At 58.6% G+C, this 15,553-nt stretch carries 13 protein-coding genes and 1 riboswitch; of the genes, 5 read left to right on the top strand and 8 right to left on the bottom strand.

Annotation, left to right across the window (positions count from 1 at the left end):
• Positions 1-95: 95 nt before the first annotated feature.
• Positions 96-1,598, bottom strand: coding sequence for an L-arabinose isomerase (araA, locus tag HMPREF1024_RS07435; protein WP_004177424.1), 1,503 nt, complete (start codon positions 1,596-1,598; stop codon positions 96-98).
• Positions 1,599-1,608: 10 nt separating this feature from the next.
• Entirely contained in the window at positions 1,609-3,318 is a 1,710-nt protein-coding gene (gene araB, locus HMPREF1024_RS07430; RefSeq protein ID WP_004177423.1) for a ribulokinase, read from the bottom strand.
• 337 nt (positions 3,319-3,655) lie between these two features.
• On the opposite strand from araB, the gene araC reads away from it, so the two are divergent.
• Complete coding sequence (gene araC / locus HMPREF1024_RS07425; protein ID WP_004145972.1) at positions 3,656-4,501, top strand: arabinose operon transcriptional regulator AraC; 846 nt, start codon at positions 3,656-3,658, stop codon at positions 4,499-4,501.
• A 128-nt stretch (positions 4,502-4,629) separates the two neighbouring features.
• Positions 4,630-5,397, top strand: coding sequence for a DedA family protein (locus tag HMPREF1024_RS07420; protein ID WP_009309236.1), 768 nt, complete (start codon positions 4,630-4,632; stop codon positions 5,395-5,397).
• Here HMPREF1024_RS07420 and thiQ read toward each other — a convergent pair.
• The 4 genes from thiQ to sgrR form a co-directional block, all read right to left on the bottom strand.
• Positions 5,384-6,085 (bottom strand): thiamine ABC transporter ATP-binding protein ThiQ, encoded by a 702-nt coding sequence (gene thiQ, locus HMPREF1024_RS07415; protein ID WP_004145970.1) that lies wholly within the window; start codon positions 6,083-6,085, stop codon positions 5,384-5,386. The genes HMPREF1024_RS07420 and thiQ overlap by 14 nt on opposite strands.
• Positions 6,069-7,679 (bottom strand): thiamine/thiamine pyrophosphate ABC transporter permease ThiP, encoded by a 1,611-nt coding sequence (gene thiP / locus HMPREF1024_RS07410; RefSeq protein WP_009309238.1) that lies wholly within the window; start codon positions 7,677-7,679, stop codon positions 6,069-6,071. The genes thiQ and thiP overlap by 17 nt, the downstream gene beginning before the upstream one ends.
• A complete protein-coding gene (thiB, locus tag HMPREF1024_RS07405) occupies positions 7,655-8,638 on the bottom strand; it encodes a thiamine ABC transporter substrate binding subunit (protein ID WP_004178584.1) in 984 nt (327 codons plus the stop codon). The genes thiP and thiB overlap by 25 nt, the downstream gene beginning before the upstream one ends.
• Before the next feature lie 32 nt (positions 8,639-8,670).
• Positions 8,671-8,890, bottom strand: a riboswitch (TPP riboswitch).
• A 37-nt stretch (positions 8,891-8,927) separates the two neighbouring features.
• A complete protein-coding gene (gene sgrR / locus HMPREF1024_RS07400; protein WP_004145968.1) occupies positions 8,928-10,583 on the bottom strand; it encodes an HTH-type transcriptional regulator SgrR in 1,656 nt (551 codons plus the stop codon).
• An 87-nt stretch (positions 10,584-10,670) separates the two neighbouring features.
• On the opposite strand from sgrR, the gene sgrT reads away from it, so the two are divergent.
• Positions 10,671-10,823: a glucose uptake inhibitor SgrT gene (gene sgrT / locus HMPREF1024_RS07395; RefSeq protein WP_002888448.1), complete on the top strand. Its 153-nt coding sequence runs from the start codon at positions 10,671-10,673 to the stop codon at positions 10,821-10,823.
• Between the two features lie 267 nt (positions 10,824-11,090).
• The gene (locus HMPREF1024_RS07390) at positions 11,091-12,275 is read left to right on the top strand and encodes a sugar efflux transporter (protein ID WP_004147046.1); all 1,185 of its coding nucleotides are present in this window, start codon (positions 11,091-11,093) and stop codon (positions 12,273-12,275) included.
• Positions 12,276-12,308: 33 nt separating this feature from the next.
• Here HMPREF1024_RS07390 and HMPREF1024_RS07385 read toward each other — a convergent pair whose 3' ends face one another.
• The gene (locus tag HMPREF1024_RS07385; protein WP_009309243.1) at positions 12,309-13,619 is read right to left on the bottom strand and encodes an MFS transporter; all 1,311 of its coding nucleotides are present in this window, start codon (positions 13,617-13,619) and stop codon (positions 12,309-12,311) included.
• Between the two features lie 231 nt (positions 13,620-13,850).
• On the opposite strand from HMPREF1024_RS07385, the gene HMPREF1024_RS07380 reads away from it, so the two are divergent.
• Complete coding sequence (locus HMPREF1024_RS07380) at positions 13,851-14,747, top strand: LysR family transcriptional regulator (protein WP_002888455.1); 897 nt, start codon at positions 13,851-13,853, stop codon at positions 14,745-14,747.
• Between the two features lie 37 nt (positions 14,748-14,784).
• On the opposite strand, the gene aroD is transcribed toward HMPREF1024_RS07380, so the two are convergent.
• A complete protein-coding gene (gene aroD / locus HMPREF1024_RS07375) occupies positions 14,785-15,540 on the bottom strand; it encodes a type I 3-dehydroquinate dehydratase (RefSeq protein WP_004177420.1) in 756 nt (251 codons plus the stop codon).
• Positions 15,541-15,553: the final 13 nt, after the last annotated feature.

Genomic DNA, 15,553 nt, shown 5'->3' on the forward strand with positions numbered 1-15,553 from the left:
GACCCTCTCCCGGCGGGAGAGGGTGAAAGGCGGCATGGCGCCCGGTCGGTCCCCTCTCCCCAACGGGGAGAGGGGAAGGGTGAGGGGACGGCCTCTTAGCGTTTTGAACCGTAATACACTTCATTCCAGCGCAGCGCGTCCTTGAAGGACGGCAGACGGGTATCGTTGTCGATGACGGTCAGCTCGATATCATGCAGCTCGGCGAACTGGCGCATATCGTCGAGGTTCAGCGCATGGCTGAAGACGGTATGGTGCGCGCCGCCGGCGATGATCCAGGCTTCCGACGCGGTACGCAGATCCGGCTGCGCTTTCCACAGGGCGTTGGCCACCGGCAGCTTCGGCAGATCGTGCGGCGTTGGGACGGTTTCGATGGTATTGACCAGCAGACGGAAGCGGTCTCCCAGGTCGATCAGGCTGGCGACGATCGCCGGGCCGGTTTGAGTATTGAAGATCAGGCGCGCTGGATCCGCTTTGCCGCCGATGCCCAGCGGCTGAACGTCGAGGATCGGTTTCTCGGCGGTGGCGATCGTCGGGCACACTTCCAGCATGTGCGAGCCGAGCACCAGATCGTTACCATTGTCGAAGTGGTAGGTGTAATCCTCCATAAAGGAGGTGCCGCCCTGCAGACCAGTTGACATCACCTTCATGATGCGAAGCAGAGCGGCGGTTTTCCAGTCGCCCTCGCCGGCAAAGCCGTAGCCCTGCTGCATCAGGCGCTGTACGGCGAGACCCGGGAGCTGTTTCAGGCCGTGGAGATCTTCAAAGGTGGTGGTAAAGGCGTGGAAACCGCCCTGTTCGAGGAAGCGTTTCATCCCCAGCTCAATGCGCGCGGCGTCCAGCACGTTCTGGCGCTTCTCGCCGTGAACCTGCGCTGCCGGGGTCAGACGGTAGCTGCTCTCATATTCATCGACCAGGGCGCTGATATCGCCGTCGCTGATGCTGTTCACCACCTGCACCAGATCGCCGACCGCCCAGGTGTTCACCGAGAAGCCAAACTTAATCTGCGCGGCGACTTTATCGCCGTCGGTCACCGCCACTTCGCGCATGTTATCGCCGAAACGGCACACTTTCAGATGACGGGTATCCTGTTTGGAGACCGCCTGACGCATCCAGCCGCCGATACGCTGGTGGGCCTCTTTATCCTGCCAGTGGCCGGTGACCACGCTGTGCTGTTGGCGCATGCGGGCGCCGATGAAGCCGAACTCGCGGCCGCCGTGCGCGGTCTGGTTCAGGTTCATAAAGTCCATATCGATGCTGTCCCACGGCAGCGCGGCGTTGTACTGAGTATGGAACTGCAGCAGCGGCTTATTGAGGATGGTCAGGCCGTTGATCCACATTTTTGCCGGCGAGAAGGTATGCAGCCAGACCACTAACCCGGCGCATTTGTCATCGTAGTTGGCGTCGCGGCAGATATGGGTGATCTCGTCCGGGGTGGTGCCCAGCGGCTTAAGGACCAGTTTGCACGGCAGTTTGGCTTCCGCATTCAGGCTGTTCACCACATGTTCGGCATGCTTCGTCACCTGGCGCAGGGCTTCCGGGCCGTACAGATGTTGGCTGCCAATAACGAACCATACTTCATAGTTATCAAAAATCGTCATTTTCGTATCCTTAATGGGTGAGCGCTGCCTGAGATTGCGGGGCTTTTTCCGCCTTTGCAGCCGAAGGGAGATAGTGTTGTTCCGCGCTGACCGACCACTGCTGGTAGCGCTGATAGAGTTGTTCGAAACGCTGTGCCTGCGCCGGACGCGGCTGCAGGGTAGTTTCCACCTGGCTTGCCATCCGCTGTTGGGCGGCTGGAATATCCTCATAGACGCCGGCGGCGACGGCGGCGAAGATAGCCGCCCCCAGCGCGCAGCACTGATCGGAGGCGACAATCTGCAGCGGACGGTTCAGCACGTCGCAGCAGGCCTGCATGATGACCTGGTTTTTCCGCGCGATACCGCCAAGCGCCATGACGTTGTTAACCGGGATCCCCTGCTCGGTGAAGCACTCCATAATGGCGCGAGCGCCGAAGGCGGTGGCGGCGATCAGACCGCCGAACAGCGCCGGCGCGTCGGTGGCCAGGTTAAGGTCGGTGATCACCCCTTTCAGGCGCTGGTTGGCATTCGGCGTGCGGCGGCCGTTGAACCAGTCGAGCACCACCGGCAGATGCTCCAGCGATGGATTGTTGGCCCAGGCTTCGGTGAGCGCCGGCAGTAACTGTTTTTGACTGGCTTTGATTTGCTCGCGCAACGCCGGCTGCTGCTGAGCCAGCTGCTCCAGCGGCCAGCCGAGAATGCGGCCAAACCAGGCGTAAATATCGCCGAAGGCGGACTGGCCTGCCTCCATGCCGATAAAGTGTGGAACCACGCTGCCGTCGACCTGGCCGCAGATGCCTTTGACCGTGCGCTCGCCGACGCTCTCTTTATCGGCGATCAGAATGTCGCAGGTGGAGGTGCCGATGACTTTCACCAGCGCGTTAGGCTGCGCGCCGGCGCCAACGGCGCCCATGTGGCAGTCGAAGGCGCCGCCGGAGATGGCCACACTCTGCGACAGACCCAGGCGCTGGGCCCACTCTGCGCTCAGCGTGCCGACCGGCACATCGGCCGTCCAGGTATCGGTGAACAGCGGCCAGGCCAGATGCTGGTTGATGATGGGATCAAGCTCATCGAAGAAGCTGGCCGGCGGCAGACCGCCCCAGCTCTCATGCCACAGCGATTTATGTCCGGCGCTGCAGCGGCCGCGGCGCAGATCCTGCGGACGCGTAGTACCGGAGAGCAGGGCGGGCACCCAGTCGCAAAGCTCTACCCACGAGGCGGCTGCCTGGGCGACAGCGCTATCTTCGCGGGTGACGTGGAGGATTTTGGCCCAGAACCATTCGCTGGAGTAGATCCCGCCGATATAGCGCGAGTAATCCTCTTTGCCCGGCTGGTGGCACAGGCGGGTGATCGCCTCGGCTTCCTCGACCGCGGTGTGATCCTTCCACAGGACAAACATGGCGTTAGGGTTGTCAGCGAATTCTTCGCGCAGCGCCAGCACGTTGCCCTCGGCATCGACGGGAGCCGGAGTTGAGCCGGTGCTGTCGACGCCAATGCCCACGACGTCGGCGCGCTGTTCGGCGCTCAGCGAAGCGAGCACGCTTTTCAGCGCCGCTTCCATGGACTCGATGTAATCTCGCGGGTGATGGCGGAAGCGGTTGTTAGCGCCATCGCAATACTGTCCTTCCCGCCAGCGCGGATACCACTCCACGCTGGTCGCCAGCTCTGCGCCGGACGCGCATTCCACCGCCAGAGCGCGGACTGAGTCACTACCAAAGTCGAGGCCAATCGCAATTGCCATCTTGTTACTCCATGCAGAAATCATTCATGCAGCAACAGTAGATATCCCCGGCAAAATCCGTCAGGCCGGATTCGCTAATCTTATGGATTATTTTGCTGTTACCTTGCAAAGTGTGACGCCGTGCAAATATTCGATGTGGACTTTTCTGCCGTATTTATAGACACTTTTGTTACCCGGCATATCACGGTGGAATGCACGCTACTGGCGCTTTTTTCGCTTGCTGTGCGGGTTTTTCGCCAAATTCCCACCGCCGTCGCAGTCGCGACAGGGCCGAGAGCGATAAAATGATGAATATGGACAATTGGTGCCACTGATACCTTCGGGGAGAACCACGCGTATGGCCGAAACGCAAAACGATCCGCTGCTGCCGGGCTACTCTTTTAACGCTCATCTGGTTACCGGCCTGACGCCGATTGAGGCGCAGGGATACCTGGATTTCTTTATCGACCGCCCGCTGGGTATGAAAGGCTATATTCTCAATCTGACGATTCGCGGCGAGGGGGTGATCAACAACCACGGCGAACAGTTTGTCTGCCGGCCGGGCGATATGCTGCTGTTCCCGCCCGGGGAAATTCATCACTATGGCCGCCATCCCGACGCCAGCGAGTGGTATCACCAGTGGGTCTACTTCCGCCCGCGCGCCTACTGGCACGAGTGGCTCAACTGGCCAACGATTTTTGCCCAGACCGGCTTTTTCCGTCCGGATGAACAGTGGCAGGCGCGCTTTGGCGAGCTGTTCGGCCAGATCGTTGATGCCGGGCAGGGGGCGGGGCGCTATTCCGAACTGTTGGCGATAAACCTGCTGGAACAGCTGCTGCTGCGGCGGATGGAGGCGATCAACGAATCGCTGCATCCCCCGCTGGACAACCGGGTGCGCGACGCCTGCCAGTACATCAGCGACCATCTGGCGGACAGCCATTTTGATATCGCCAGCGTCGCCCAACACGTTTGCCTGTCGCCCTCGCGTCTGTCGCACCTGTTCCGCCAGCAGCTGGGGGTCAGCGTCCTCGGCTGGCGGGAGGATCAGCGCATCAGCCAGGCCAAACTGTTGCTCAGCACCACGCGGATGCCGATCGCCACCGTTGGGCGCAACGTCGGCTTCGAAGATCAGCTCTATTTTTCCCGCGTGTTTAAAAAATGCACCGGGGCCAGCCCGAGCGAATTCCGCGCGGGTTGTGAATAAAAAGTAAAGAAAGTGAAATGATGACCCGCTTAAATGTCACAGCCAGTAAACTATTAAGACAATTGATGGCTTGACGACGGCGCGATGGCTTCGGAGAATCCGGGCTTCGTTTTTTAACCGGGTACATTATGCAAGCATTGCTCGAACACTTTATTACCCAATCCACGGTCTACTCATTGTTAGCCGTGATGCTGGTGGCCTTTCTCGAGTCGCTGGCGCTGGTGGGGCTTATCTTACCCGGCACGGTGATGATGGCTGGCCTTGGGGGGCTCATCGGCGGCGGCGAAGTTAACTTCTGGCAGGCGTGGCTGGCGGGGATTGTCGGCTGCCTGCTGGGCGACTGGATCTCATTCTGGCTCGGCTGGCGCTTTAAGAAGCCGTTGCACCGCTGGTCGTTTATGAAGAAAAACCGCGCCCTGCTGGAGAAAACCGAGCATGCGCTGCATCAGCACAGCATGATCACCATTCTGATTGGCCGCTTTGTCGGACCGACGCGTCCGCTGGTGCCAATGGTCGCCGGGATGCTCGACCTGCCGGTGGCCAAGTTCGTGCTACCGAATATTATCGGCTGCCTGCTCTGGCCGCCGCTCTATTTCCTTCCGGGCATCCTCGCCGGGGCGGCGATTGATATTCCGGCTGATGAAAACAGCGCCAGCTTTAAATGGCTGCTATTGGGGGCGGCGCTGCTGGCCTGGCTGGCGGGATGGCTGTGCTGGCGGCTGTGGCGGAGCGCGAAAACCTCAGGCGATCGGCTGACCCGCTGGCTGCCGCGCGGCCGACTGCTGTGGCTGTCGCCGCTGATGGTCGCGCTGGCGGCTACAGCGTTAACATTTGTCTTCCGCCATCCGCTGATGCCGGTCTATCTGGCGATCCTGCACAAAGTCATCGCGCGCTGATCCCCATCAAATGCGAGGCGCTGCTGTGGCCGCTTAACAGCTCGGCGGTGGCGCCATCCCAGACAATGCGCCCTTCGGCGACCACCATCGAGCGCGGCGCGATGCGCGCGGCGTCCTCTACGCTGTGGGAGACCATCAGCAGGGTGAGCTGCTGCTGCTCGCAGACATCGGCGACCAGGGACAGCATCTCCTGGCGCAGCGCCGGATCGAGCGCCGAGAAGGGTTCATCCAGCAGCAGCACCGGCTGCTGGCGCACCAGACAGCGGGCCAGCGCCGCGCGCTGCCGCTGACCGCCGGAGAGCTCGCCGGGCAGACGTTCCAGCAGCGCATCAATTCCCATCTGTCCAGCTATCGCCGTGACCTGCGCCTGCTGCTCGCGGCTCAGTTTAAGGCCTGGGTGGATGCCGAGGCTGATATTTTGTCGAATGGTCAGATGGTTAAACAGGTTATTCTCCTGAAACAACATCGAGACCGGACGCTGCGCCGGCGGCGTCGCGTTATGCGCCTCGCCGTTAATCAGCAGGCTGCCGCTGGCGGGTGGCAGAAACCCGGCGATCAGATTCAGCAGGGTGCTCTTTCCGGCGCCGCTGGGACCGAGCACCGCGATGCGCTCCCCGCGCGCGACGTCGAGGGTGAAGCGCATCGGCAGATGCTGGTATAGCCAGGTCACATCATTGAGTTTTAGCATCACGCCCCGGAAGTTTTTCAATCAGCGTAAACAACAAGAAACAGAGTAGCAGCAGGAGCAGGGCGGTGACGGCCCCGTCCTGGCTGCGGTAGGCGCCTATCTGCTGGTACAGATAGAAAGGCAGGGTGCGGAACGCCTCGTTGCCGAACAGCGCCACCACGCCGAAATCGCCAATCGACAGTACGCAGGCGAAGGCGAGCGCCTGGGCCAGCGGGCGCCGGAGAGCGCGAAGCTCGACCACCCGCAGCCGGGCAAAGCCTTCAATACCCAGCGACTGGCACAGCATGCTGTAGCGGGCGGCAATGTCGCGCATCGGGTTTTCCAGTACTTTCAGCGCATAGGGGATCGCCATCAGGGCATTAGTGAAGATGACGATGCCGTCGGCGGACTCCGGCAGGCCGATAGTGTTATTGAGCAGCAGGAAGAAGCCGGTCGCCAGCACAATTCCCGGCATCGTAAGGATCAGCATGCCGCTCAGCTCCATTGCCTGCCCGGCCAACGGCCGCTGGCGAGCGCGCAGCTCCCGGCTGCTCCATAACAGCATCATCGTCAGGGTCACGCTCAATAGCCCGGCGGCGATGGCGATGCGTAGAGAGGTGCTCAATGCCTGCCAGAGCGCTGGCTGCGCCAGCACGTCCAGCATATTACGGTTGATCCCGTCGACGATGACCGCCAGCAGCGGCGGGAGCAGCAGCAGCAGGGCGGCGCCGATCAGCAACCCGTCGCTCAGGCGGCTATGCAGGCGATCGTCAGGGTCGCGCCAGCCGCGCACATGGCTGACGCCGATGGCGACGGCTTTACTCAGACGCTGGCTAAGCAGCACCAGCCCAAGGCAGCAGAGCATCTGGATCAGCGCCAGCATTGCCGCTCGCGCCGGATCGTAGTCAAAGCTCAGCGCCTGGTAGATAGCCAACTCGATCGTGGTGGCTTTCGGGCCGCCGCCCAGCGAGAGCACGGTGGCGAAGCTGGCGAAGCAGAGCATAAAAATCAGCGCGGCGACGGCGGGAATGTGCCGGCGCAGCCACGGCCATTCGACGAGGCGGAAGAAGGCATAGCCGCGCATGCCAAGCTGGGCGGCAATTTGCCGCTGCTCGCCGGGAATGTTCTCCAGCGCCTGCAGCAGCAGGCGGGTCGCCATCGGCATATTGAAAAAGACGTGCGCCAGCAGGATGCCCTGCAGACCGTAGGGCGAGAACTCCCATTGCCAGCCGAGCGCGTGAAATAGTGAGGCCAGCCAGCCCTGGCGGCCATAGACGCTGAGGATACCGAACACCGCCACCAGCACCGGCAGGATCAGGGTCATCGCGCACAGGCGCAGCAGCAGCGTACGGCCCGGGAAGCGACGCCGATAAAGCGCGCGGGCGAGAAAGATGGCTGGTCCCACCGAGATCAGCGCTGACAGCGACGCCTGCCAGAAGGAGAAGCGGACCACATGCCACAGGTAGCTATCGCTGAAGACCGATTGCCAGCCCGCGCCGGGGGCGCTAAACCACAGCGCCAGAAACGCCGCCAGCGCGACAGCGCACAGCAGCGTAGCGGCGAACAGGCCCGGCATCAGCCCGCGAAGGTTTAGCGGCTGACGGCGCGTTGCCATGCGCTAATCCAGGTTTGACGCTCGCTGGCGACCTGCTGCGGGGTAAAGGACAGGGTGGTCTGCGGCTTCACCAGGGTATCAAACCCGGCCGGCAGGGTGACCTTGGTCACCGGATACATCCAGTTGCCGGTAGGGATGGCGTTCTGGAAGCCAGGAGAGACCATAAATTTGAGGAATTTTTCCGCCAGTTCCGGCTGCTTGCTGGCGGCGGTACGCGCGGCAACTTCGACCTGCAGATAGTGGCCCTCGGCGAAGCTCGCCGCCGCATAGTTGTCTTTCTTCTCTTCAATCATGTGGTAGGCCGGCGAGGTGGTATAGCTCAACACCAGGTCGCTTTCCCCTTTCAGGAACAGACCATAGGCTTCGCTCCAGCCTTTGGTGACGGTAACGGTTTTCGCGGCCAGCTTCTGCCAGGCCTCGGGCGCTTGATCGCCATAGACCTTTTGCATCCACAGCAGCAGGCCCAGTCCCGGGGTGCTGGTACGCGGATCTTCATAGATGACCCGCCATTTTTGCGGGCCCTCGACCAGCTCTTTCAGGCTCTTCGGTGGATTAGCCAGTTTGTTTTTGTCATAGACGAAGGCGAAATAGCCGTAGTCGTAGGGAACAAAGGTGTCATTATCCCAGCCGCCCGGCACGCTGACCGCGCTGGCGGGTACGTTGCTTTTGGCAAACAGTTTACTCTGCGCCGCGGCTTCCAGCAGGTTGTTATCAAGGCCAAGCACGACGTCGGCCTTGCTGTTTTTGCCTTCCATGCGCAGGCGATTCAGTAGCGAAACGCCATCTTCCAGCGCGACGAACTTCAGCTCGCAGCCGCACTCCGCTTCAAAGGCTTTTTTGACCGCCGGGCCGGGGCCCCAGTCGGCAGAGAAGGAGTCATAGGTATAGACGGTAAGAACAGGCTTAGCCAAAGCGGGCATGGCGACCAGCGCCAGCAGCGGGAGTAATTTTTTCAACACTTTGCACCTCAGAAAAAAGGGGTGGCAAAGGATTTTGAGTGAGCCTCAAATCCCTTCGCCGGCGTTATCCGGATCAGGTTCGACGGGTATTTTCTCAGCCCATGCGCTTCATCCTTCAAGCCGCATCTGCGTTAGCTTCGCGCGTTCACCCCAGTCACATAGTTATCTATGCTCCAGGGGATTCACCCGCTTGCTGCCTTGATGCAACTTGAATGATATTGCGTATGTTTATTAGCACCCCGTTGAGAACGGCCTTAGTGTAATGATTTTGTCAGATGACGGAAAGCGCTTACGGCTCCGGCGGCGCAAACCATGCGGATTTAAAATCGAACCAGCCGAGGGTATTCATCCTCACGCCGCGCATACTGCGCTGACCCTGAATCATCAGCCAGTGGTGGATCAGCGGCACGATATGTTGCCCGGCCAGCAGCCGCTGGCTCCAGGTGGCCGGATTAAACTCTCCTGCTCGCCAGCGGCAGGCGTCTGCCTGCCAGTCAATGGGAATGCAGCGCTGAATCAGCGGGACTTCGTACAGATAGGCGAAGAGCGAAAATTCGATCGGTAAGGTGAAGTTCACGCTGTTGAGCCAGATATCGCTGACCACCTCGCCGCGATGCCAGGCATCGTACTCCAGCTCCTGGATCTCCAGCTTTACCTGATGCGCCGCCAGCAGGTCGCGCATGATCCCGCCGATCACCCGATGTTCGACGTGATCGCGGTAGTAGGTAAGGGTGACTGTCTCCAGCCCCGCCGGCTTCTCGCAGGCGTGGTTGCTGGCATGATGCCAGCGCGGCAGCAGGCCGTAGGCGGGAAACCAGTTGCCCTGGTAGTGTTCGCCCGCATGGTAGAGCAGGTTGGCGGGCTGAAACAGATAGCTTAGCCAGCGGCGCACCGCGTCGTTGGCCCCCAGCGGGCTTCGCGAGTCGAACAGCAGGTAATAGCAGCCCTCTTCCAGGCGACTCTCTACCGCTTTTTCGCTTTCGGTATTGCCCTGCAGCGTCAGGCCGCCGTTGGGCTCTTCGCTAATCTCCGGCAGCACCCAGACGTTCACCTCATCGATCAGCGCCCGGTAGCCAAAATAGTCTTCAAAGGCATGGATCTTGAGCTGGTTCTGATTGTTACGCACCACAGCATAAGGGCCGGTGCCGACCGGCATGGAGGAAAAGTGGTTCATGGTCTGCCACTCCTGCGGCAGCACCATCGCCGGCACCTGGCCCAGCAGCCAGGGCAGCCAGCGGTCGGGCTGGCGCAGATGAATATCCAGGGTCCAGGCGGTGGGCGATTCGATGCGTTCGATATGTGAATAGAGCGGCAGGGCATTGCTGCGCTGCAGAGAGGCGATCACATCCGCCATCTCCAGCTCACGGCCGTGGTGAAAATGGATGCCCGGGCGGAGGAAAAAGCGCCAGTGGGTGGGGGTCAGCTGCTGCCAATGGTGGGCAATATCGGCTTCCAGTTCCCCATTTTCCTCATTTACCCGCGTCAGGGCGCTGAAAATTTGCCGGGCAATATGCGTTTCCGAACGCCGCAGCGCACTGCCGGGCAGTAAATTCTTCATCGGACGATAGTAGAGCACGCGCAGGATATGGCGTCCCTGGCGAAAGCTGCGGCCGAGATGCGAGACCAGCATCTGGCGGACGGCGGCCTTATCGCCGACCAGCTGCACCAGCTGATCGATGCGATCCTGCTCAAGGAGATCTTCGGCACGTTGCTGCTGCAGGGCGAGGCCGGTATAGAGAAAGGTTAGCCGCGAACGCTTGCCGCGGCCTGCCTCCGCTTCCCAGGTCAGCCAGCCGCGGGACTCCATCATATTGAGCAGGGTGCGCATATGGCGGCGCGAGCAGCTCAGCATTTCCGCCAGCTCGTTAAGGGTGGTCTCCTGCGACTTGCCGTCGCAGCACTGCCATAGGCGAATGAACTGTTGTTGCAGACGGCCGGAAGACATAAAAGGGGAACTCCTGCGCAAAACTCAGCAATTTATTACTTCCTATATTAAGCCAATAATGAATCCCGATGAAGCGAGGAGGTGAATATGATGAGGTCTACCGCAAAATCGTTCTACCAACGCTACTTTTCTGCGACGCAGGAAGCGTCCTGGCTGGCCCGCCTGATGGCAGGACGACAGCAGGAAATTCTGGGGGAACTGATGCAGTGGGGAGTGACGTCAACGACCTCTGATCATTGACTTGCAGACATCATGTGTGACTGAGTATTGGTGTTATACTCGTCGTTTTTCAAACTGCAGGTGCGCTGTCGATGCTTCCTGGGCCGTATGTTCGGGCTGCGTGATTCGCCTCTACGGGACTCACCTTTTCAGGGCCAGCGCGAGCGCGGCGCAAAATGGTTAACCGTTTTGTCCTGCAGCATGAAATCCATAGAGTATAGAATCACCCGCCAGCAGAAAGCCTCTGCTGGCTTTTTTCGTTTTCTTCGCGTGTGTTAAGGACATTCCATGCTGTGGTTGATGACGATGGGACGACGGCTTAACGGCGTCTATGCCGCCTTTATGCTGGTTGCTTTTATGATGGGCGTGGCGGGCGCGTTGCAGGCGCCGACGTTGAGTTTGTTTCTCAGCCGCGAAGTGGGGGCGCAACCGTTCTGGGTGGGCCTGTTCTATACCGTAAACGCCATCGCCGGGATCCTGGTTAGCCTGTGGCTGGCCAAGCGCTCCGATAGCCGCGGCGACCGGCGGCGGTTGATTATGTTCTGCTGTCTGATGGCGGTGGGTAATGCGCTGCTGTTTGCCTTCAACCGCCACTATCTGACGCTGATCACCTGCGGCGTGATGCTGGCATCCATTGCCAACGCGGCCATGCCGCAGCTCTTCGCGCTGGCGCGGGAGTACGCCGACAGCTCGGCGCGGGAAGTGGTGATGTTCAGCTCGGTCATGCGCGCCCAGCTGTCGCTGGCTTGGGTGATTGGCCCGCCGCTGGCCTTTATGCTGGCGCTCAACTATGGCTTCACCACCATGTTCTCCATTGCGGCGGGCATTTTTGTCATTAGCCTCGCTCTGATTGCCATCAAACTGCCTTCGGTTCCGCGTGTGGAACAGCCCTCGGAGGAGGCGGCGGCGCTAGCGCAGGCCGGCGGCTGGCAGGACAAGAACGTGCGTATGCTGTTTATCGCCTCCACCCTGATGTGGACCTGCAACACCATGTACATCATTGATATGCCGCTGTGGATCAGCAGCGATCTCGGGCTTCCCGACAGCCTGGCCGGGATCCTGATGGGCACTGCCGCCGGGCTGGAGATACCGGCGATGATCCTCGCCGGCTACTACGTAAAGCGCTTTGGCAAACGTAAAATGATGGTGGCGGCGGTGGCCGCCGGCGTGCTGTTTTATGCCGGACTGATCCTGTTTCATGGTCGCACGGCGCTGCTGGCTCTGCAGCTGTTCAATGCCATCTTTATCGGCATTATCGCCGGGATAGGCATGCTGTGGTTCCAGGATTTAATGCCGGGACGGGCGGGAGCGGCGACCACCCTGTTCACCAACAGTATTTCCACCGGCGTGATCCTTGCCGGCGTGATGCAGGGGGCGCTGTCCCAGAGCTATGGTCACGCCAGCGTCTACTGGACGATCGCGGCCATTTCGCTGGTGACGCTGTTTTTGACCAGCAAGGTGAAGGATATCTGACTACTCGCCCCGGCATCGCCGGGGCGACCAGGCCTACTTGAGTTCGATACGCTTAATGTCGCCAATGATAAAAATGTAGGCAATCACCCCAATCAGCGCCGTCAGGCCGACGTAGATCAGCGCGTAAAAGAAATTACCCGTGGCGGAAATAATCACACCAATTATCAGTGGTGCGATAATCGAGGCCATATTGGCACAGAAATTAAATATGCCGCCGGTGAGGCCTGCCATATTTTCCGGGGCAATATCCGAAATTAAGGTCCAGCCCAGACCGACCATCCCCTGGCCAAAAAAAGCCACCGACATGATAATAATTACGGTGCTATTGGCGCTTACCCAATTCGCCGCGATAATACAGCTGGACAGCAATAAACCGGAAATTATTGGTAACTTTCGACTGATGTTGACGGAGCCGGTTCGCTTCAACAACCGGTCGGAGATCCAGCCGCCGAAGAGGATGCCAATCGCGGCGGCAAGGAAGGGCCAGGTGGCGAAGAAGCCGACGTGCAGCCATGGAAGATGGCGCTCGTTGGCGAGGTAGCTGGGAAACCACGTCAGGAAAAAGACCAGTGTGGTGTTGCCGGCGAACTGACCCAGGCTGGCGCCGAGGATCTGGCGACAGCCCAGCAGGCGTCTGGCGTCACGCCAGTTAAATAGAACGTTCTGGATTTTATTGTTAATGCTGTTTGCGCCGATATACTCCAGCTCCGCTTGATTAGCCGTGCGCGATTCATGCGGTTCATGATAAAAACGCCACCACACTAAAGTAAATAAAATACCTAATCCGCCGGTGAGGAAAAAAAGCGTTCTCCAGCCATGATGTTCGAGAATTAAAAATAACAGCGGCGAGAAAGCGGCCAGTCCTATATATTCACCAACTGTATATGTTGCCGTTGCCCGCGCGCGCTCATGCTGAGGGAACCAGGTGCTGACGATGCGGCTGTTGGCCGGAAAGCAGGGCGCTTCGCTGACGCCGAGTCCCAGGCGCAGAAGCAGCAGGGATTTTAGGCCGAGGGTGAAACTTTGCAGCAGGGTAAACAGTGACCAGAAGAAAATTGACAGGGCATAGGTCAGTTTGTTGCCAAAGCGGTCTAAAAACATCCCGCCGGGGATCTGCGCCAGCGCATAAGTCCAGGCGAAGGCGGAGAAGATGATGCCCATCATCGCCGGATCGATATGGATTTCTTTGCTTAACTGTGGCGCTACAATACCCAGGATGGTACGGTCGAGATAATTGATCATCGTTCCGACGGAGAGTAGCAGCAGAATAACTATCCGTACGCGGCTTCTTTTTTTCGCCCCCGATGTGGAAGTGAGGACTTCCTGAGAGTTTGACATACTCATAGCGAGTTCCTTTAAAGTTTAAAATATTTTTGCATATATTCTAATATGCAAAAATATCTCAAGGAGCTATAGGTAGTATCTATGAATGGCAATGCCTTGTGGCACATTCAGGCCCTTCGTCAAATAATATTTGATGTAACGCCGATATTTACCCGTTCATGCGCATTATTGGTGGCTTGCATGGTATATTAGCGTCAGTGCATTTATTCTTATATTATACGGGTAAAAATAATGAACCTAAAGCAACTTTATTATTTTAAACGTCTGTCTGAAACTGAGCATTACACCGAAGCCGCCTCCAGTCTGTGCATCACCCAGCCCTCGCTAAGCCACGCGATATCGGAACTGGAGAAGGAGTTAGGGGTCGCGCTATTCGCCAGACAGGGGCGGAACGTAAAAATTACCCAAAACGGCAAGCGTTTTTTGCCGTATGTTGAAGATGCGCTGGCCTCGCTGGAGAACGGACGCATGATATTGCAAAAAAATGGCGCTGAGAATAAAGAGAATATTCGCATCGCCTTTATTTACACGATGGGGGAGTATGTTGTTCCACAGTTAATTAATAAATATTCTCTTTCACCTGAATGTCACAATGTGACTTTTTCTTTTACTCAAGGGACATCGCTGACGCTGTTGCAGGAGCTGAAGGCCGGAAAAGTCGATCTGGCGATCTGCTCTTATATTGCCGATGAACCCGATATCGATTTTATTCCGGTGATCCAGCAGGAACTGGTGGTGGTCACGGCAAAGGATCATCCGCTGGCCCGGCTATATGAACATGAAGTCGATCTGGTGGAGACGATTCATTATCCGTATATCTATTTTTCAGAAAATAGCGGCTTACGTCCGTTTATCGATAATGTATTTATGCAGCAAAAGCTGGTGCCGGAGATCGCCTGCTATGTGGATGAGGATACGGCGATGGCCGGGCTGGTGAGTATTGACTACGGGATCGCGATTATGCCGCGCATCACCGCGCTCTCCTATTACAACGTCCATATCCTGAAGATTAAAAACACCATCCCCCCCCGCTATATCTATCTGGCGACCATGAAAGACAAGGGGCTCTCTCCGGCGCTGGAGTCATTTAAAAATGTGGTTATCCACGACAGCCAGAAGATTTGTTAACGGATGGCCCGGATGTGACCTCCGGGCCATCCGGATATCAGGAGAGAATATCCATCACTTCACGCAGCTTAGCGATGGCGATCTGCCCCGGCGCGGAGGCCTGACCAACGGTACCGAAGGTCATCGCCGAACCGAACAAGCGCCCGGTGACCCGGCTAACGCCACCGGATTTGCCCATCGACATGGTGATCAGCGGACGCGTCGCATACTTCTCTTTCATGGTCAGCGTGGCGGCGAGCAAGGTGAGTACGTCCTGCGGCGACTGCGGCATCACCGCGATCTTCGGCAGATCGGCCCCCAGATCCTGCATGCGGCGCAGGCGATAGATAATATCTTCCTGAGCGGGGGTCTTATGGAAATCATGATTACTCATGATCACCTTGACGCCCGCGGCATGCGCATCGTCAACCAGCGCGCGGATCTGCGCTTCATCATTGAACAGTTCGATATCGATAACATCAACCAGTCCACTGCGTGCGGCCTCGCGGTTGAGCGCAAAATAGGCTTCGTCGCTGAGCTCAGTTTCGCCACCTTCTTTCTTACTGCGGAAGGTAAACAGCAGCGGAAGCGCTTTCAGCGCGCCACGGATTTCCGCCAGCGCGGCCATCACCTGGGCCATCTCTCTGACCTGGGCAAAGTGGTCAACGCGCCATTCGATAATATCGGCGCCGGCATCGACCAGGCCGTGGGCGTTACCCAGTATCTCATCCAGGGTTTTACCGATCAGCGGTACACAAATGAGGGTTTCCCCTTCCTGGAAGGTGATGTTCTTTACGGTTACTGCATTTGTCATGTAGGTATCCATT

It is taken from the genome of Klebsiella sp. 4_1_44FAA, assembly GCF_000238715.1.
In the GTDB taxonomy this organism is placed as follows: Bacteria; Pseudomonadota; Gammaproteobacteria; order Enterobacterales; family Enterobacteriaceae; genus Klebsiella; species Klebsiella pneumoniae.

Excerpts from the sequence above, each read along its gene's own strand:
- araA (WP_004177424.1), bottom strand. The coding sequence starts at position 1,598 with ATGACGATTTTTGATAACTATGAAGTATGGTTCGTTATTGGCAGCCAA.
- araB (WP_004177423.1), bottom strand. The coding sequence starts at position 3,318 with ATGGCAATTGCGATTGGCCTCGACTTTGGTAGTGACTCAGTCCGCGCT.
- araC (WP_004145972.1), top strand. The coding sequence starts at position 3,656 with ATGGCCGAAACGCAAAACGATCCGCTGCTGCCGGGCTACTCTTTTAAC.
- HMPREF1024_RS07420 (WP_009309236.1), top strand. The coding sequence starts at position 4,630 with ATGCAAGCATTGCTCGAACACTTTATTACCCAATCCACGGTCTACTCA.
- thiQ (WP_004145970.1), bottom strand. The coding sequence starts at position 6,085 with ATGCTAAAACTCAATGATGTGACCTGGCTATACCAGCATCTGCCGATG.
- thiP (WP_009309238.1), bottom strand. The coding sequence starts at position 7,679 with ATGGCAACGCGCCGTCAGCCGCTAAACCTTCGCGGGCTGATGCCGGGC.
- sgrR (WP_004145968.1), bottom strand. The coding sequence starts at position 10,583 with ATGTCTTCCGGCCGTCTGCAACAACAGTTCATTCGCCTATGGCAGTGC.
- sgrT (WP_002888448.1), top strand. The coding sequence starts at position 10,671 with ATGATGAGGTCTACCGCAAAATCGTTCTACCAACGCTACTTTTCTGCG.
- HMPREF1024_RS07390 (WP_004147046.1), top strand. The coding sequence starts at position 11,091 with ATGCTGTGGTTGATGACGATGGGACGACGGCTTAACGGCGTCTATGCC.
- HMPREF1024_RS07385 (WP_009309243.1), bottom strand. The coding sequence starts at position 13,619 with ATGAGTATGTCAAACTCTCAGGAAGTCCTCACTTCCACATCGGGGGCG.
- HMPREF1024_RS07380 (WP_002888455.1), top strand. The coding sequence starts at position 13,851 with ATGAACCTAAAGCAACTTTATTATTTTAAACGTCTGTCTGAAACTGAG.
- aroD (WP_004177420.1), bottom strand. The coding sequence starts at position 15,540 with ATGACAAATGCAGTAACCGTAAAGAACATCACCTTCCAGGAAGGGGAA.